The sequence below is a fragment of the Microbacterium wangyouchuni genome (genome assembly GCF_051546305.1).
Classification (GTDB): domain Bacteria; phylum Actinomycetota; class Actinomycetes; order Actinomycetales; family Microbacteriaceae; genus Microbacterium.
In genome coordinates this window covers 398,166-415,327 of sequence record NZ_JBPTMA010000004.1, presented here as the reverse complement: position 1 = coordinate 415,327, position 17,162 = coordinate 398,166, and the positions used below count along the sequence as shown (strand labels likewise).

Here is a 17,162-nt window from a genome sequence, read left to right as displayed (position 1 = left end):
CATGGCTGACGGAAACGGGGGCGAGTCAGACCTCGCCCCCGTGATCCCGCTGTTCGGCGGGAAGCTTGTTCCGGCGTCGAGCTTGCCTGTGCGGAGAGCTCACGCTGAAGGCGGTAGCGAAACACACATTGACGACGAGCGCGACAAGAACGACGACCGCGACGACCGCGAGCACGACGAAGCTCGGAGCACTGCCGAAGAGGCACTCGTGCGCAAGCTGCGTGCGCGTTCTCTCTCCCTCTCCGAGGCACGCCAGATACTTCGCGGTAACGAACTGAATTCTGCGCAGATCGATGATGTGATCGATGACTTCTGTCGACGCGGCTACCTGGACGATGCGGCCCTTGCCGAGCAACTGGTGACCTCTGGCATCGAACGCAAGGGCCAGGGGCGCATCGCGCTGTCCCGTTCGCTCGCACAGCGCGGCCTCCGTCGTGATGTCATCGACGCTGCCCTGGGCGAGCTTCCCGACGATGATGCCGAACGCGCGCTGGAGTTCGCGCGAACGAAGGCGCGCTCGCTGTCACGGTTGGACTTCGAGACAGCATTGCGCCGGCTTGTCGGGCAGCTGGCACGCCGGGGGTACGGCGGCTCTGTCGCCATGACGGCTGCGCGGACGGCGCTGACCGAAGCGTCCCTGGGCACGCGGCCCAGCGGGGTGCGTTTCGTCGATTCGGAGTGACGATCTTCCCGGCTTCGGAGAGAGTCCCGGTTTCCGCTCGTAGAATGGTTGCACCATGATTACTCCGCGCAGTGAACCGACGATCATCACGGCCTCGTCGGCGGCCGTCGACGCAGACGGACAACAGCGAACCTACGAAGTGCGCACGTTCGGGTGCCAGATGAATGTGCACGATTCCGAGCGCCTGTCCGGCTCGCTGGAAAGCGCCGGATACCTCCGAGCAGACAGCGGCGCTGAAGCCGATGTCGTCATCATCAATACCTGTGCTGTCCGCGATAACGCCGCAGGCAAGCTCTACGGAACCCTCGGCCACCTCGCCTCGGTGAAGCGGCGCAAAGAGGGCATGCAGATCGCCGTGGGTGGCTGTCTTGCCCAGATGGACAAAGAAGCAGTACTCGATAAGGCCCCCTGGGTTGATGTCGTCTTCGGCACACACAACATGGGTTCGCTGCCCGGTCTGTTGGAACGTGCTCGTCACAACGGTGATGCTGAGCTGGAGATCCTGGAATCGCTCGAGGTATTCCCCTCCACGCTGCCCACCAAGCGCGACTCTGCGCACAGTGGATGGGTGTCGATCTCCGTTGGCTGCAACAACACGTGCACGTTCTGCATCGTCCCGAGTCTGCGGGGCAAAGAAAAGGACCGTCGCCCCGGTGACATCCTGAACGAGATCCGCTTGCTCGTCGAAGACGGCGCAATCGAGGTCACGCTGCTCGGCCAGAACGTGAACTCCTACGGTGTGGAGTTCGGTGACCGCCAGGCGTTCAGCAAACTGCTGCGCGCAGCAGGTCAGATCGAGGGGCTCGAGCGCATCCGCTTCACGAGTCCGCACCCGGCTGCGTTCACCGACGACGTCATCGACGCGATGGCTGAGACGTCGAACGTCATGCCGCAGCTGCACATGCCGCTGCAGTCTGGCAGCGATCGCGTTCTGAAGGCGATGCGTCGCTCATACCGCAGTTCGAAGTTCCTCGGCATTCTCGACAAGGTGCGCGAGCGCATTCCGTACGCCGCGATCACCACTGACATCATCGTGGGATTCCCTGGCGAGACCGAAGAAGACTTTGAAGACACGATGCGCGTGGTCGAGCAGGCCCGCTTCGCGAGCGCCTTTACCTTCCAATACTCGATCCGCGAGGGAACGCCAGCGGCGACGATGGAAGATCAGGTTCCGAAGGCTGTTGTGCAGGAGCGCTACAACCGTCTGCTCGCGTTGCAGGAGCGGATCTCGCTCGAAGAGAATCAGGCGCAGGTCGGTCGCGAGGTCAACGTTCTCGTCTCAGTTGGCGAGGGTAAAAAGGATGCCGCGACACACCGGCTGACGGGGCGCGCTGAAGACGGCCGTCTCGTGCACTTCGAAGTCACCGAGGGATCGGAGCTGCCGCGTCCCGGTGATGTGGTGACGGTGAAGATCACGCACGGCGCACCATTCCACCTGCTTGCGGACGACCCGGCCGGTGCTCCGCTGCGGGTTCGTCGCACGCGCGGCGGTGACGCCTGGGATCGTTCGCAGGCCGAGTCCTGTGGCGTGCCCGCCGCGGCCGGCGAATCTAGTGCTCCGCGAGCGGTTTCGCTCGGCCTTCCCACGCTGCGCGTCGGTGTCTGACACTCCTCGCGTCTGGGCGATCGTCGGAGCGACAGGCACCGGTAAGAGTGACCTCGCGCTGAATCTTGCCGAGGCTTTGCGAGCGCGGGGGAACTCCGCAGAGATCGTTAACGCCGATGCGATGCAGCTGTACCGGGGCATGGATATCGGCACAGCAAAACTTCCGCTCGCTGAACGTCGGGGCATTCCGCACCACATGTTCGATGTTCGCGAGGTGGATGAGGAGGCCGCGGTCGCCTGGTATCAGCCGCTGGCACGGGCCGCGATCGCCGACATCCATGCACGTGGTGGGGACGCGATTCTGGTCGGCGGTTCCGGACTGTATGTATCGAGCGTCATTTTCGATTTCCATTTCCCACCGCGCGATCCTGCCGTACGTGAGCGACTCGCACTCGAACTGGAGGAGCATGGAGCTCCCGCGCTCTTCGCCCGGCTGCAACAGGCCGATGCCGCGACGGCAGCGCGCATCGACTCGAAGAACAGCCGCCGCGTGATACGTGCCTTGGAAGTTATTGAACAGGGCGCCCAGACACACGGTGCGGCTCTGCCGGAAGAGCCACGGCTGTGGCACCCGGACACCCGAATCGTTGGCCTGCACGTCGATCGTCCGGAGCTCGTCGAGCGCCTCGACCGCCGCGTGGAACGGATGTGGCAGCAGGGGATTCTTGGCGAGGTCGCTCTGCTTCGCGAAGCAGGCCTGGAACGCGGTACGACCGCCCCACGAGCCATCGGTTACGCCCAGGCGCTCGCGCAGCTGGCAGGGGAGAAGTCAGAGGCAGACGCGATCGCCGAGACTCAAGCGCTGACGCGACGCTACGCACGCCGTCAGGTTTCGTGGTTCAAACGCTATCCGGACCTGGAATGGGTTAGCCCTGGAACGGATCCAGCGGACGTGATCTGACTGATGTCGGTGGTGGATGCGAACGTCCTTGTATGGCGACTCACTATTTCACCGCGTCCAGCCTCGACGGCTTCATCGCGACGACAGATCACTCACTCGATTGGCTCCTGAAGCAGGATGTCGATCCAGACGGCGCGATGGCCTATCAGCAGTTCGAGAAGACGATCGGCGCGCTGGCGATGGGAGCTTCCACCTACGAGTGGGTGCTGGAGCATGAGCAGGGCCAATGGGGTTACACCCAGCCCGCCTGGGTGTTCACACATCGCGATCTTCCCGTGCCGGATGGCGCGGAAGTGACACTCACTCAGGCGCCCATCGCCGAGGTCCACGCAGCAATGACAGTAGCTGCAGGAGAGCAGGATCTCTGGATCATCGGTGGCGGTGACCTGGCAGGCCAGTTCGCCGACGCCGGTCTGCTCGATGAGGTCTGGGTGCAGTTCGCACCGGTTACCCTCGGAGCAGGGGCCCCGCTGTTCCCACGCGCGCTCGATCTCGAGCTTTTAGACGTCGCCCGTAACCGTGATTTCCTTTGCGGACGTTACCGGGTATCGCGTCTGATACCGAATACGAAGTAGACGGCGGGACCGATCCAGTTCACCAGAATGACGGGGATCCAGGCGGGCTTTGCGCCCCGTAGCTGCCTGTCCGTCCGATGTGCCAGATCCCAGAATGCCAGTGCAGCGAAGGCGACCTGCACGATTCCGAGCACTCCGAGCGCCGCTTTTCCCGCCGGGCTCACCTGGCTGATGTCTTTCTTCTTGCGTCCCATGTCATCCTCCTGACTCCATCCTCGACCTCAGCCGCTTCGCACGCCAGAGCGGGGCAGTATTCGCTGTAGAGTTCTGCGGCAGTCAGCGGACGTCCCAAGCAGAAGCAATCTGCGTGGCGCGCAGGTGCTGATCGGGCGGTACGACCAGGACCAGTCGGTGGTCGTGATCGCTGTACTGCACGAGAATCTCGATGCCCGCATCGGCGAGGATGCGAGTGAAGGCGCCGAGCTGACCTGCTTTCCCCTGATCGAGTCTCAGCATGACGACGTCGCTGATGATGACGGGGCCGATTCCGTGGGCATTCAAAGCTTCGACTGCGGCGTCGGCATCATCCACGAGGAAGTGCGCGATCGATGCATCCTGATACGTAAACACGCCCCCGCCTTCGAGGCTGACACGTGCGGCTCCGAGGACCTCGCCGAACTCCGCAAGAGAGCCCGGCCCCGTGCGCAGCAACAGGCCGATGTCCCGCAGCACGACGCTCACGCTACGACCACCGTCGGCCGGAGCTCCACGCTGGATCGGAGAGAGTTCGCGATGTAGCAGCCTGCATGAGCGGCGTTGACTGCGTCGAGAACGTCTGCGCTGTCGGTGCCCCGGAGGACGGTGATCACCGGTTGCAGCACGATGCGCGAGATCGCAGCGGGGGATACTCGGTCATCCATGAACCCCCGAGCCGTGTCCGTGTAGTCGTGGACATGGATCCCGCGCATCGCCGCTACCGCGAGAAAGGACAGAAGCTGACAAGAGCTCGTGGCTGTGACAAGAAGCTGTTCCGGATTGAGTAGGGTCGCATCGCCGCGGAAAGCGGGGTCTGCGGACAGGGCCAGTACCGCGTCAGTCGGAGCCACTGTTGCCGTGTGACCACGGGAGTACCCGCGATAACCATCGGCAGTCGAGCCGTGCCAGCGGAGAGCGGTGTCGTATGTGTGGAGTGTCATGCTGGCACGATACTGCGGGGACGTTTCGGGATGTACCGAAGTGTGCTCGCGTACGATGGCGCCATGTCGCGTGATCTCTCCGTGATCGGGCGTGCGCTGTCAGCACCGACCCGCTCCGCCTTCCTCAACATGCTGATGGATGGTTCGGCCCGTCCTGCCGGGGAACTGTCCGCTGCTGCAGGCGTCAGCGCGTCGACAGCGAGCGAGCATCTTTCGGCGCTGCTCGACGCCGGCCTCATCGTGTGCAGACCGCGTGGGCGTCAGCGCTTCTATGCCATCACGGACGCCGACGTAGCGAGTGCGCTGGAACGCCTGGGACATCTGTGTCCGCCAGCACCGGAGATCACGTATCGACAGGCGGCCGGAGCGCGAGACCTTGCTCATGCGCGGCTCTGCTACGACCATCTGGCAGGCAGACTGGGAATCGCACTGGCCGACAGCCTGGTCGAAAACGGGTGGCTCGCCACGGATCTGGTCGATGTCACGGAGCGAGGCGCCGCGCATCTACGCGCACAGGGCATTGAGGTGAACGAACTCTCCCAGGCGCGCCGACGCCTGACCCGCGGTTGTCCGGACTGGACCGAGCGCAGACCCCACCTCGCAGGATCATTGGGATCTGCAATCGCGCAAGCATTCATCGAACGCGCATGGGTGGTTCGACGGCCGGTAGGTCGCGGAGTGGACATCACACGTGCCGGCCACCTGGCACTGAAAGAGATCTGGCGGGTGTCCGATCCTCTTTAGACTGTTCCCATGGTCGCATTCACCAAGGGACATGGCACCGGCAATGACTTCATCATCATCGCCGATCCGGATGGCGAGCTAGAGCTCACCGCCGAGCAGGTGGCCGCACTCTGCGACCGCAACTTCGGTATCGGCGCAGACGGCGTGCTGCGGGTTGTGCGCTCCGCCGTTCTCCCGGAAGGCCGGGCCTCGCTTGCAGAGGAGCCCGCAGCCGAATGGTTCATGGACTATCGCAACGCCGATGGGTCGATCGCTGAGATGTGCGGCAACGGCATCCGTGTCTTCGCGCACTATCTGGTTCGCGCCGGACTCGCGACAATCGAACCCGGATCAACACTGCCGATCGGCACGCGCGCCGGAGTGCGCGATGTGACCAGCAGCGGCACCGGCTATCAGGTGGATCTCGGGCGCTGGCGTCTGTCCGGAGACGATCCTCTCGCCAAGGCTCGAGGCCTCGACGTCGCACGCCCAGGACTAGGCATTGACCTGGGCAACCCGCACGTCGTTGTCGCGCTGGCATCCGACGAGGAACTGACCGGACTCGAACTCGAATACAATCCGGAGCTCGAGCCCCAGCTTTCGGCTGGCGCGAATGTGGAGTTCGTCGTCCCGGGAGAGCCGCTCGTGCGCGACGGTGTCGGGCACGTGAAGATGCGCGTGTTCGAACGCGGCGTGGGGGAGACCCTCAGCTGCGGCACCGGGGTAGCGGCCACCGCGCTTGCTGTGCGTTATTGGGCGGGCGACCGTGCACCGGATAACTGGCGCGTCGAGACGCCCGGCGGCGCCCTCGGGGTACGGATGTTCCCGGCTGAGGACGGCGAGCACGTTGCTCTTTCCGGACCTGCACAGTTGGTCTACACCGGCACGATCGACCTCGTCTGATGTTCGAATGCCAGAGTCTCACTCAGACCAGGGAGATCGGCTCCGTCGGTGGGGTTCCGTGCTTGCGGATCTTCAGGATGCGATAGCCCTTGCCTGTTGCCGTCCGGAACACGCTGTACCCCGGGGTGAATGTCGCGCCGAGCCAGCGTTGGAGGGAATCTGCGCCGAGGTTGCGCTGCACCACCAGCCACGCATCGCTTGATTCATCGAGACGCGGGATCCAGCGTTCCAGCATGTCGTGGAGCACATTCTTCCCGACGCGTATCGGCGGATTCGACCGGATGGTGCGAAAAGCGATGTCATCGGGAACATCGTCGGGAAGCACAGCGTTGACATTGGTGAGGCCGAGAGCATCGGCATTGCGTCGGACGAGATCGAGCGCACGCTCATTCACGTCGACTGCCCAAACTGTCGCATGCGGAGAGGCTAATGCCATGGTGATAGTGATCGGCCCCCAACCGCTTCCGAGGTCGAGGAAGTGACCACTCGGCGGTAGCGGTGGCATATTGCTGAATAGAACTGCGGTACCGGCATCCAAGCGGTCAGGACTGAAGACGCCACCAGCGGTGGTCATCTCGAGTTCACGGCCTGCGAGCGTCACCGGGATGGTACGCAGGTTTTCCGCACTTGCCGGGGCCGCAGTGAAGTAGTGATCGGACCCCATAGAGCGAGCGTACCGGAGAGCCGGGTTAAGGTTAAGGCGCGGCACACAGAAGGCAGAGGATGACGAAAGCCAAAGACGAAAGTCACAACGACGACACCGTGAACCGGGTACTTGCGAGCGCAGAGACGCGCACGCAGGCGCGAGTGTTCGGTGCAGCCGAAGCGCTCCAGAGCGACGCCACCGCGACGCACGCGAACCGCGACGGAGATCAATGGGATCTCGCGGACAGGAACGCTCTCAGACGAGTCGGCGGCCTCTCGACCGAACTCGATGACGTCACCGAGGTCGAGTACCGCCAGTTGCGGCTGGAGAACGTCGTCCTGGTCGGTGTATACCCGCAGGGCGCGCAGACCGATGCGGAGAACTCGCTTCGCGAACTCGCAGCCCTTGCCGAAACAGCCGGTGCTGTCGTTCTGGACGGCGTCCTGCAACGGCGTCCGCAGCCCGACCCGGCCACGTACCTCGGACGCGGGAAGGCACTGGAGCTCAAGGATCTCGTCGCAGCCACCGGTGCTGACACCGTCATCGCCGACAGCGAGCTGGCGCCCAGCCAGCGGCGCGCACTCGAAGACGTCGTCAAGGTGAAGGTGATCGATCGCACCACGGTGATCCTCGACATCTTCAGCCAGCACGCCCAGAGCCGCGAGGGCAAGGCTCAGGTCGAACTCGCGCAGCTCGAGTACCTGCTGCCGCGGCTGCGCGGCTGGGGCGATTCCATGAGTCGGCAGGCCGGTGGCCAGGTCGGCGCCGGGGGAGCGGGCATGGGATCGCGTGGTCCCGGTGAGACGAAGATCGAGCTCGATCGGCGTCGCATCCGCACCCGCATGGCGATTCTGCGTCGGCAGATCCGTGATTTCGCGCCGGCGCGTGACGCCAAACGTGCTGAGCGCAAGCGCAACACGATTCCTTCGGTGGCCATCGCGGGGTACACCAACGCCGGTAAGTCGAGTCTGCTCAACGCGCTGACGAGCGCCGGCGTGCTGGTCGAGAATGCGCTGTTCGCGACGTTGGATGCCACGGTGCGTCGCTCGGAGACATCCGACGGTCGTGTCTACACGTTCACCGACACGGTCGGCTTCGTGCGGAATTTGCCGCACCAGCTGGTCGAGGCGTTCCGCTCGACGCTCGAAGAGGTCGCGGGCGCTGACCTCGTTCTGCACGTCGTCGATGCCGCGCATCCGGACCCTGCCTCTCAGCTGAAGACGGTGCGCGACGTGATGGGCGATGTCGGAGCTCGAGACATTCCTGAGCTGGTCGTCTTCAACAAGGCCGATCTGGTCACTGACGATGAGCGTCTCGTGCTCCAGGGACTTGAGCCGAAGGCGCACTTCGTGTCATCACGCTCCGGTGAGGGGCTGGAAGCGCTGCGGGCTGCGATCGAAGAGGCATTGCCGAAGCCGGCTGTGGAAGTGCACGCTCTGGTGCCCTACGACCGCGGTGATCTCGTGGCGGCCGTTCACGAGACCGGCATCCTGCTCTCTTCGGAGCACGGCGAGAGCGGCACCAGCATCCACGCGCATGTGTCAGAGCGACTGGCGGCAGAACTGGCGCCCTTCACCCGCTGAGTAGGTGAGTACCTGGATGCCGCTCAGCTCGCGCTGAAACGGCCCTCCACGGTGGCTTCGATCACGATGTCGTCGGGTTCGTACGCCATCACCGGTGAGGATTCTTGCATTACGGAGAATGCCGCGCCGCGGGCCCGGAGCATCTGCGGGGCGGCTGGCGACTGATCCCGCGAGATGAGTCCGACGTCGGCGATCTCGAGGGGCACGACTGTGCTCAGATTCAGCGCGCCGGCGTACGCCTGGGCGCGCGAGACCGCGACGCTGACGGCCGTTGCTGCCACCTCGCGTTCGATGCGGGCGCGCGTTTCTGGGGTGAGGTGCCAGTCGACGTTGCCGACGTCGACGCTCTCCCACGATGAGATCTCTGACACCCAGATGGAGAGTTCGGATGCTTCCACGAAGGTCGCCGTGAAGTCGACGGTGGCGTGGTACACCAGAGCGAGCTGTTTGCCTTCGTTGTTCCACGGGCGATCTGCGCGTACTGCCAGCCGCTTGCTGGACCACTCTGCCACGACGCCGGAATCCGCACGTTCGCTGATGCTTGAGCGGACCGGCTCCGCGAGGCTCAGGGCCTTGTCGACGACCGTAGCGCGGTCGGGGCCCTCATGATGGACAGAGACCCGGATGCGCGCCCGTTCGGGAGCAACTCGCGTCTCATTCTCGCCTCGGACGGTAATGATCACAGCAGTCATGTGCCGACTCTACGGCAGGAATAGCGTGCGCTCCGGATACGTTGTAGTCTGTGATGCTCGGGTGCTTCGGTGCTCGAGGTGATAAATCCACAGAGTGACAGCGGTCCCTTCGCAAGAAGGACCCACGGGGCTGATCGGTTTCGACAGTGCTTGTGGACCCACGTGAAGCGGGCCGAGGATGCAGGGTTATCTCGTGAACGCTCCCTGCAAAACTATAGTTGCCGAAACAAAGCGCAACGACTTCGCCCTCGCTGCATAAGCGAGCCCGATAGTCCGTCAGACCGTATGTGATTCCGATACGGACCCTGGCGTCATTTAGGAATCTTGCTGCGTGATGGCGTCTGGACGTCACGTGGGACTCTTCCCAGGCTGGGCTCGTCGACTTAGGTGTCTGTGACAAAGGTCGGAGCCGAGCAGAACGTCTCTACAGACTGCGCCCGGAGAAGCCGTGAGCTCTCAGCGTTGGACGGGGGTTCGATTCCCCCCAGCTCCACCGTGCCGCTGTCACAAAATGAACCCCCGCCTTCCTTACTCTAGTAAGGGAACGCGGGGGTTCATCTGTGTCTGCGATGCTTTTCGGTTCCGAGAATGATCGGCAGGTCGACATCCTTTTGGACGTAGAGTCCGGAAGTAACAGCAGCGCGCAAACGCGCGGAACGCGGTCTCAACCCACCGCGAGTTGACGCCTGCTTAGATCTCCCTCCGAACTACGGAAAGACCCCCACCTAGCCTTCGGGTCGGTGGGGGCTTTCGTCGTGCCCGTGCGCGTACTCACGGATAATCGCTTGCTAATGATCAGGATTTATCCAGCGATTGTGCATACTCTCGGATGTAGTTCAGCGGTGGGGAGTTGAGCTAGACCCGCTGGGGTTAGCGGGTCAGGAGAAGGCAGCCGGAGGGTGCGTCACTCCGCCGGGCACGGAGGCCCAGACAGATCAGCGCCCGACGTATTCGCGCCTCCCCCGCGTGAAGGTCATGCGCTCGGGATGTCTCTGGCCTTCGTGTACCGGGTGCGCGTCGTCGTAGTGCTTCTCTAGGTCAGCGTCTGACGGCCAGGAGGCCGCAGGCGCATCTCCATCATGGGAACGGGATGATCGCTGCCATCGCCCCAGCATCGTTCATCACGGGCTCATCCGCAGTGCATGGCTGGCAAATATCCGTCTTGTGGGGGATGTGCGCCATCAATGACCGTGCGTAGCATCGAATGATCCTGTCCCTCACGGAAGGTCCAGTCACGTCATGAGTTCACGCAACGCGCCCCAGGTCGCCGTCTGGTATTTCGTCGCGGCGACGTTCCTCTTCGCCTCAACGGTCCTGTTCTTCCCTGACGCTGATGTCTGGGTCCGTATCGCAACGATCGTTGTCGGGCTTCTGATCGTCGTCGCTGGCGGCATCCAGCTCGGCAGGGAGATCAAAGCACGCCGACAGGAATCGCGCTGACAACCTCACCACCCTCGGATGATCGGGCCATTGAACTCGGGCGGCATCTCCACGCCCTGCGCCTACTGCACATGCCCACACTCTGGACACGCCCAACCGCCCGGAACGTCGCGCATCACGACAGCATCATCGGGGCCGTGTAGGAAATATCATTTGTCCCCATGCTCTCGGACAAAAGTCCGCAAGGCGGGGACGGTTGGTGGGTCGAGCCGCGGGTATGCGGTGTCGCTGTGTCGTCGATAAGTGACAACACGTGGTGCGCCGAGCTGCGTAAGGAGTGGTGCGTACGTCTTCGGCGGAATCGCCGCTGTCACTGCGAAAAGGCCGCTCCTCAGTATTCGTTGAGGAGCGGCCTTTCGCGTCGGATTGCCGGGACCTACTGCCAGTCGAGCAGGAGCAGTCCCTGCTTGGTGTCGGCGACAATGACCCAGCCGTCACCGAATTCGTAGGTCATTCCGAAACCCTCTTCATCCGGGGAGAACGCATGCTGTTCCGTGATGAGGTTGCGGCCCTCGCTGTCGGCCCGCAGCCAGCCTTCGCCGATCAGCTTCTCCTGGGCGGCAATGGATGCTTCGGTATCCAGCGGTGCCCATCCGAAGATCTGGACGTGATCGGAGGCTACGGTGTAGTCGCCCCAGACGCACTGGATGCCGTTGTCGACCAGATCGGCTCCGAGTCGGAAGCCATCGGCTTCGTACGTCCAGCCATGTTCACCGAACGCGGCCACGGTGCTCTCGGAGATGATCGTCTCGCAGGTGGGCTCAGCGAGCGTCTCATTGGGTTCGACGGTCGCCGTTGGAGCGGGCTGTGCTGAGGGTGCGTCAGCGGGCACCGCGGCAGCCGGACTGGATGAGGACGGTTCAGTCTCCGGCTCCGTGGGCGGTTCGGCAGCGGGGGAGCACGCGGCCAGCAGCAGGGTGATAGCGACTGCTGCGGCAGCAAGCGGGATGCGGGGGATCATCTCAGCCTTCAGGTCAAGTGGTGGTCGGTGGATGCGTCAACTCGAGGAACGCCTCGTGAAGGATGCCGTTGGTAGCCAGGGAAGAACGATCGGAGATGGTGTCGACGCCGTCGAAGGACGTGAACGCGCCTCCGGCCTCACGGACGATAGGGACAGCCGCTGCGATGTCATATTCCTTGACGTCGAACTCGGCCACCATCTCGAGCCGACCCTCTGCCAGCAGCATGTAAGCGTACACATCACCGTAGGCGCGATCCCGCCAGACTCGATCGGCGACGCGCAGCAGCGCGCTCTGGTGCCCGGCGTCGGTCCACTGAGTGATGCTCTGAAAGCTCACCGCTGCATCATCGATCGCGGACACCGTCGAGGTCTCCAGGCGACGAGGCTCAGCATCCGTCGCGGTCCAAGCACCGGCGCCCGTTGAGGCCCACCAGCGGCGGCCCAGCGCCGGCATGCTGACAACCCCGACCTGCGGCACACCATCGATGGCCAGAGCGATCATGGTGCCCCACAGAGGAACGCCACGCATGAAGTTCGCGGTGCCGTCGATCGGATCGATGATCCATTGCCGGTGGGTGCTTCCCACCGCACCGTACTCCTCGCCGAAGATGCCGTCCTCTGGGCGTTCAGAAGCAAGCAGGGCACGGATGGCCCGCTCGGTCGCCAGATCCGCGTCGGTGACGTGTGAACGATCATCTTTCGTCGAGATCTTCAGGTCTGCGGCATCAAAGCGCGGCAGCGACTGCAGGTCGGCAGCATCCGCGAGTTTGAGCGCAAGTTCGAGGTCTCGGGTCAACGCGTTCGAGGCGGGGGAATCGGTCACCATCTCAGGATACTGGGCGTCGCGCCACGCCGATTCCGGCTCGATTTCGCATGCGTCAGGATCGCTGGTAATGTTATTCCTCGGCCGGGGAAATCCCCAGCCACGCACCTCTAGCTCAATGGCAGAGCAATTGACTCTTAATCAATGGGTTCCCGGTTCGAGCCCGGGGGGGTGCACGGATTAGCCTCGAAGACTCTCGCCAGTCTTCGAGGCTTTTTCGCTTTCTATCCCCGTGCGACAGCAATCACGGTACCGCCAGTGACAGCGCACAGCTGAGCGAATGTCAACGGCATCACGGTGTGCGGGTGACCTGCAGCGGCCCAGATTTCGGGGTAGGACTCAAGCGCCTCATCGACGAAGGTGCGAACGGGCGCGGGATGCCCGACGGGTGCGACTCCGCCGATCGCCTGCCCGGTCGCTTCACGAACAACGGATGCCGGCGCCATCGTGATGCTGGCGACCCCGATGTTCTCGGCGAGCACGGTGAAATCGGCGCGGTGACCACCGCTGGTCATCACGAGCACGGGCGCGCCGTCCGCGAGGAAAACCAGACTGTTGGCGATCGCGGCAATCTCGCAGCCGATCGCAGCGGCGGCTTCTGCGGCGGTGCGCGCTGAATCCGGCAACACTCGGATCTCGGTGGTGACACCGGCAGAATCGAGGTGCTGCTTGACGATCTTGCTGCGTTCCGGGAGGTTCAACGATGCGCTCATCGCTCCACCGTAGCGAAGGGCACCGCGTGGGTCGCGCTTGACGAAAGCGGTCGCACAAATTACAGTTCAAGAAACCTGAATCAGCTTTCAGGTTAAGCAGCAATTCCTTCCAACGGTGAGAGGCATTCACATGCGAGTTTCAAAGAAGTTACTCCTGGGCTCTGTGGTGGCCGCGGCCGCCCTCGTTCTGTCGGCATGCGCGCCGCAGGCAGGTGCTGGCTCCGGCGGAGCCGACGCGGGCGGCGACGACGGTGGCTCCGTCGCAGAGCTCACTGCCGGCGTCATCACGAGCGAGACCGGGCCACTGGCCGGGTACGGCAAGCAGTACCTCGACGCGTTCAAGGCCGGTCTTGACTACGCCACGGACGGTACCGGCGAGATCGACGGAACCAAGATCACGATCGAGTACCGAGACGACGCCGGTGACCCCGACACGGCGGTCACCGCCGCCAAGCAGCTCATCGGCGAGGGCGTGAACATCCTCCTCGGCAGCGCCTCCTCGGGCGTCGCTCTGGCCATGGCAGAACAGGCCGCGCAGAACAAGGTGCTGTTCATTTCCGGGCCCGCCGCCGCGGACGCTATCACCGGGGTGAATGAGTACACGTTCCGCTCCGGACGTCAATCCGCCCAGGACGTCGCAACTGCCGGTACATTCCTCGACGACATCAACGGCAAGTCCATCGCCGTATTCGCGCAGAACAATGCCTTCGGACAGGGCAACGTCGCCGCCGTCGAGGCGATCCTCGGCGCCCAGGGTGCGACAGTCACCCCGGTGCTCGTGGCAGAAGACGTTACCGAGTTCACCCCGTTCGCGCAGCAGGTGCTCGGCGCTGAGCCGGACCTTGTGTTCGTCGCCTGGGCCGGTGCCACCTCCGGCGCCATGTGGCAAGCGATGAGCCAGCAGGGCGTTCTAGAGACCGTCCCCGTTGTCACCGGGCTCGGCGACGCCGCGACCTTCGGCGCCTACGGCGAAGCATCCGAGCAGATCAACTTCCTGAACCACTACTTCCCGGGCGGACCGGACAACGAGGTCAACACCGCGATGATCGAAGCGATCGAGTCGGCGGGCGGAACGGTCGACCTGTTCAGCCCCGACGGCTTCAACGCGGCGATCATGCTCGTGCAGGCTGTGAAAGAGGGAGCCGGTGACGTCGATGCCATGATCGCAGCTCTCGAAGGCTTCGAATTCGAGGGGCCGAAGGGCACGACCACCGTGCGTGCAGACGACCACGCGCTGCTGCAGGAGATGTACCAGGCCAAGCTGATCGTCGACGGTGACGGATTCGTCGCAGAACTCGTCGACACGGCCGCGCCTGCTGACGTCGCACCCTAAGCGGAAGGCGAAGCAACCGATGAGCACCCCAGTCCTGCCTGTGAAGAAAACAACCGGCGCCGCCCTGCGCGTCGAAGGGCTCGGCCTTCAGATCGGCGGAGCGACGATCCTCAAAGACGTCGATCTCGATATCGCACCGGGCGCCCTCGTCGGCGTGATCGGTCCGAACGGCGCCGGCAAAACCACGCTGTTCAACGCGATATCAGGAGTAATCAAGCCCACAGCGGGCCGAATTCTCCTCGACGGTGAAGATATCGCTGCCCTATCCGTGCCGAAACGCGCACGGGCGGGGCTGGGGCGCACCTTTCAGACCTCCAGTCTGTTTCCGAAACTCTCGATCCTCGAGAACGTCCGCATCGCCGCTCAATCGGCGCAGGGCGGAAGCTACTCCCTGCTGAAGTTCCCGCGGCGTGATGACTCAGCCACCGCTCACGCCATCGCCGTCCTCGAGCAGGTCGGACTCGGCCACCGACTGGATACCCTGGCCGGTGACATCAGCCACGGGGACAAGCGCAAGCTGGAGATCGCCTCGCTACTGGCCACCGACTCCCGTCTCGTACTGCTCGATGAGCCGATGGCAGGTGTCGCTTCTGGCGACGTCGCGGGGCTCGTAGAAAACATCCGGGCAATGCAACGCGAAAGCGGATGCACCGTGCTGATGGTCGAACACCACATCGATGTGCTCATGGGGCTGGTGGATCTGGTCGCCGTCATGTACTTCGGCACGATCATCGCCCTTGACACACCCCAGAAGATCATGGAGAACCCCACCGTGCAGAGCGCGTATCTCGGAACGGGGACGACAGCATGACCGACCCGATCCTTCAGGTGCGATCACTTCGCGCATCGATCGCCGGCCAACAGGTCATCGAGGACATCTCGTTCGACGTCCCAGCCACTGGTATCACCGCTGTGCTGGGGCGAAATGGTGTCGGTAAGACGTCGACGTTGCGCGGCATCCTCGGACTCATCACCCGTCGAGGTGAGGTGCTGCTCGAGGGCGAGCGGATCGATAATCTTCCCACGCACAAGATCGTGCAACGCGGGGTCGGCTACGTTCCCGAAGACCGTGAGGTCTTCGCCGGGCTCACCGTCGCAGAGAACCTCGCACTCGCCGAACGCCAGCGCGAGCCGCGTCATGATTTCATCGCCAGTCTGTTCCCCGACCTGGTCCAGCGCCGTGACCAGCGCGCCGGCACGCTCTCCGGCGGGCAGCAGCAGATGGTCTCCGTTGCGCGAGCGCTGCTCAACGACAATCGCATCATCCTGGTTGATGAGCCCACCAAGGGTCTCGCCCCCAAAATCGTGCACGAGGTGGCCGAGGCCTTGGCCGAAGCAGCCAAGACCGTGCCGATTCTGCTCGTCGAGCAGAATCTTGAGGTCGTGCGCCAGCTGGCCGCGGGCGCCGTCGTGATCGCCGGCGGGCGGGTCGTCCACACCGGCCCCGCGAACGCGATCCTCGACGACGCCGCACTTACCCGGCGTCTGCTGGGCGTCAGTGCGGAGGCCCACGCATGAGCGCGCTCATCCTCACCCTCGTCATCGGCGTCGGCCTCGGCGCCCTCTACTTCCTGGTCGCCAGTGGCCTGAGCCTCATCTACGGACTCATGCACGTGCTGAACTTCGCCCATGGCGCCTTTCTCACACTCAGCGCTTTCGTCGGCTGGGCCGTCGCCCAGGCCATCGGCGCCACGACATGGCTCGGTTTCCTCGTCTCGATCCTGGTGGGCGCGCTGGTCGGCGCCGTCTTTGCGACGCTGACCGAACTCGTGCTGATCCGACCGCTCTACGAGCGGCATATCGAACAGGTCCTCGTCACCGTGGGCCTCTCCTTCGCCGCGATCGCGCTGTTCGAGGGCATCTGGGGAACGGATGCGATCACCGTGGCGGGACCGTCGTGGCTCGGCCAGACCACCGATGTGCTCGGTGCGAGCATCCCGAATAAATACTGGGTGCTGATCCTTGCAGCCGGCCTCGTGCTGGCTGGTCTCGTGCTGTTTTTGAAGAAGACGCGCTACGGAATGATCATCCGTGCCGGTGTGGAGAACCGCTCGATGGTCACCGCTCTCGGCATCGACGTCCGCCGATCCTTCACCCTCGTATTCGCAATCGGAGGGGCTGCGGCCGGAATCGGCGGTGTGCTCGCTATGCACGCGTTGACCTACGTGTCTGCGCACCTGGGCACGACCCTGCTGATCTTCGCATTCATCGTCACGGTGGTGGGCGGTCTCGGATCCCTCACCGGAGCTGCCGTGGCCTCGGTTCTTGTCGCGGTCCTCCAGCAGGTCGCCAACACCTATCTGGGCGGCACCGGCGACTTCATCGTCGTGATCCTGTTGGCGGTCGTGCTTCTCGTCCGACCGGCAGGACTGATGGGAAGGAAAGCATAATGTCCCGTCCTAACGCTTCAACAGGCTCGCAGAACGCGGCGCTCAAGCGCTTCGT

The 17,162-nt window shown here is 63.8% G+C and carries 20 protein-coding genes, 1 tRNA gene and 1 other RNA gene; 14 read left to right on the top strand and 8 right to left on the bottom strand.

Translation table 11 applies throughout. The features are described from left to right. Window position 1: 1 nt before the first annotated feature. From ACSS7Z_RS11215 to ACSS7Z_RS11200, 4 genes are read left to right on the top strand one after another with little or no spacing between them, the layout of a single operon-like run. Window positions 2-682 (top strand): regulatory protein RecX, encoded by a 681-nt coding sequence (locus tag ACSS7Z_RS11215; protein WP_438254800.1) that lies wholly within the window; start codon window positions 2-4, stop codon window positions 680-682. 55 nt (window positions 683-737) lie between these two features. Then, a complete protein-coding gene (miaB, locus tag ACSS7Z_RS11210) occupies window positions 738-2,288 on the top strand; it encodes a tRNA (N6-isopentenyl adenosine(37)-C2)-methylthiotransferase MiaB (RefSeq protein WP_438254798.1) in 1,551 nt (516 codons plus the stop codon). Further along, window positions 2,281-3,189 carry a tRNA (adenosine(37)-N6)-dimethylallyltransferase MiaA gene (miaA, locus tag ACSS7Z_RS11205; RefSeq protein WP_438254797.1) on the top strand — a complete coding sequence of 303 codons (909 nt, stop codon included), beginning with the start codon at window positions 2,281-2,283 and terminating at the stop codon, window positions 3,187-3,189. The genes miaB and miaA overlap by 8 nt, the downstream gene beginning before the upstream one ends. 32 nt (window positions 3,190-3,221) lie before the next feature. Then, window positions 3,222-3,764, top strand: coding sequence for a dihydrofolate reductase family protein (locus ACSS7Z_RS11200; protein WP_438254795.1), 543 nt, complete (start codon window positions 3,222-3,224; stop codon window positions 3,762-3,764). Here the strand turns inward: ACSS7Z_RS11200 and ACSS7Z_RS11195 are convergent. The 3 genes from ACSS7Z_RS11195 to ACSS7Z_RS11185 all read right to left on the bottom strand — a co-directional run bounded on the left by ACSS7Z_RS11195 (window position 3,728) and on the right by ACSS7Z_RS11185 (window position 4,900). Then, a complete protein-coding gene (locus ACSS7Z_RS11195) occupies window positions 3,728-3,958 on the bottom strand; it encodes a PLDc N-terminal domain-containing protein (RefSeq protein WP_438254794.1) in 231 nt (76 codons plus the stop codon). The two genes, ACSS7Z_RS11200 and ACSS7Z_RS11195, sit on opposite strands and share 37 nt — an antisense overlap. Before the next feature lie 82 nt (window positions 3,959-4,040). Further along, entirely contained in the window at window positions 4,041-4,445 is a 405-nt protein-coding gene (locus ACSS7Z_RS11190; RefSeq protein WP_438254792.1) for a hypothetical protein, read from the bottom strand. Further along, on the bottom strand, window positions 4,442-4,900 hold the full coding sequence (locus tag ACSS7Z_RS11185) for an OsmC family protein (protein WP_438254790.1): 459 nt from the start codon (window positions 4,898-4,900) through the stop codon (window positions 4,442-4,444). Before ACSS7Z_RS11185 ends, ACSS7Z_RS11190 begins: the two co-directional genes overlap by 4 nt. Window positions 4,901-4,963: 63 nt before the next feature. Between ACSS7Z_RS11185 and ACSS7Z_RS11180 the strand changes: the two genes are divergently transcribed. Then, the gene (locus ACSS7Z_RS11180) at window positions 4,964-5,644 is read left to right on the top strand and encodes an ArsR/SmtB family transcription factor (protein WP_438254789.1); all 681 of its coding nucleotides are present in this window, start codon (window positions 4,964-4,966) and stop codon (window positions 5,642-5,644) included. Window positions 5,645-5,653: 9 nt separating this feature from the next. Beyond that, entirely contained in the window at window positions 5,654-6,526 is an 873-nt protein-coding gene (gene dapF, locus ACSS7Z_RS11175) for a diaminopimelate epimerase (protein ID WP_438254787.1), read from the top strand. Between the two features lie 22 nt (window positions 6,527-6,548). Here the strand turns inward: dapF and ACSS7Z_RS11170 are convergent, their stop codons facing one another. Then, the gene (locus ACSS7Z_RS11170; protein ID WP_438254786.1) at window positions 6,549-7,190 is read right to left on the bottom strand and encodes a class I SAM-dependent methyltransferase; all 642 of its coding nucleotides are present in this window, start codon (window positions 7,188-7,190) and stop codon (window positions 6,549-6,551) included. A 59-nt stretch (window positions 7,191-7,249) separates the two neighbouring features. Here ACSS7Z_RS11170 and hflX point away from each other — a divergent pair, with 59 nt between their 5' ends. Further along, complete coding sequence (gene hflX, locus ACSS7Z_RS11165) at window positions 7,250-8,755, top strand: GTPase HflX (RefSeq protein ID WP_438254785.1); 1,506 nt, start codon at window positions 7,250-7,252, stop codon at window positions 8,753-8,755. A gap of 23 nt (window positions 8,756-8,778) precedes the next feature. On the opposite strand, the gene ACSS7Z_RS11160 is transcribed toward hflX, so the two are convergent. After that, entirely contained in the window at window positions 8,779-9,447 is a 669-nt protein-coding gene (locus tag ACSS7Z_RS11160; protein WP_438254784.1) for an SIMPL domain-containing protein, read from the bottom strand. A 126-nt stretch (window positions 9,448-9,573) separates the two neighbouring features. Here ACSS7Z_RS11160 and ssrA point away from each other — a divergent pair. Beyond that, window positions 9,574-9,943, top strand: a transfer-messenger RNA (tmRNA) gene (gene ssrA / locus ACSS7Z_RS11155). A 743-nt stretch (window positions 9,944-10,686) separates the two neighbouring features. Beyond that, window positions 10,687-10,887, top strand: coding sequence for a hypothetical protein (locus tag ACSS7Z_RS11150; RefSeq protein WP_438254783.1), 201 nt, complete (start codon window positions 10,687-10,689; stop codon window positions 10,885-10,887). Between the two features lie 376 nt (window positions 10,888-11,263). Here ACSS7Z_RS11150 and ACSS7Z_RS11145 read toward each other — a convergent pair whose 3' ends face one another. Together ACSS7Z_RS11145 and ACSS7Z_RS11140 are read right to left on the bottom strand one after the other, a co-directional pair. Beyond that, entirely contained in the window at window positions 11,264-11,848 is a 585-nt protein-coding gene (locus ACSS7Z_RS11145) for a hypothetical protein (protein ID WP_438254782.1), read from the bottom strand. 13 nt (window positions 11,849-11,861) lie between these two features. Next, the gene (locus tag ACSS7Z_RS11140; protein WP_438254780.1) at window positions 11,862-12,671 is read right to left on the bottom strand and encodes an inositol monophosphatase family protein; all 810 of its coding nucleotides are present in this window, start codon (window positions 12,669-12,671) and stop codon (window positions 11,862-11,864) included. A gap of 104 nt (window positions 12,672-12,775) precedes the next feature. Here ACSS7Z_RS11140 and ACSS7Z_RS11135 point away from each other — a divergent pair. After that, a tRNA-Lys gene (locus ACSS7Z_RS11135) sits at window positions 12,776-12,847 on the top strand. A 48-nt stretch (window positions 12,848-12,895) separates the two neighbouring features. On the opposite strand, the gene ACSS7Z_RS11130 is transcribed toward ACSS7Z_RS11135, so the two are convergent. Next, on the bottom strand, window positions 12,896-13,384 hold the full coding sequence (locus ACSS7Z_RS11130; protein ID WP_438254778.1) for a YbaK/EbsC family protein: 489 nt from the start codon (window positions 13,382-13,384) through the stop codon (window positions 12,896-12,898). Between the two features lie 130 nt (window positions 13,385-13,514). Between ACSS7Z_RS11130 and ACSS7Z_RS11125 the strand changes: the two genes are divergently transcribed. The 4 genes from ACSS7Z_RS11125 to ACSS7Z_RS11110 are packed head-to-tail and all read left to right on the top strand — an operon-like array spanning window position 13,515 to window position 17,107. Further along, window positions 13,515-14,717 carry a substrate-binding domain-containing protein gene (locus ACSS7Z_RS11125; protein WP_438254777.1) on the top strand — a complete coding sequence of 401 codons (1,203 nt, stop codon included), beginning with the start codon at window positions 13,515-13,517 and terminating at the stop codon, window positions 14,715-14,717. A 19-nt stretch (window positions 14,718-14,736) separates the two neighbouring features. Continuing rightward, the gene (locus tag ACSS7Z_RS11120; protein ID WP_438254775.1) at window positions 14,737-15,528 is read left to right on the top strand and encodes an ABC transporter ATP-binding protein; all 792 of its coding nucleotides are present in this window, start codon (window positions 14,737-14,739) and stop codon (window positions 15,526-15,528) included. Then, a complete protein-coding gene (locus tag ACSS7Z_RS11115) occupies window positions 15,525-16,235 on the top strand; it encodes an ABC transporter ATP-binding protein (protein WP_438254774.1) in 711 nt (236 codons plus the stop codon). The genes ACSS7Z_RS11120 and ACSS7Z_RS11115 overlap by 4 nt, the downstream gene beginning before the upstream one ends. Further along, entirely contained in the window at window positions 16,232-17,107 is an 876-nt protein-coding gene (locus ACSS7Z_RS11110; RefSeq protein ID WP_438254773.1) for a branched-chain amino acid ABC transporter permease, read from the top strand. Before ACSS7Z_RS11115 ends, ACSS7Z_RS11110 begins: the two co-directional genes overlap by 4 nt. Window positions 17,108-17,162 lie beyond the last annotated feature (55 nt).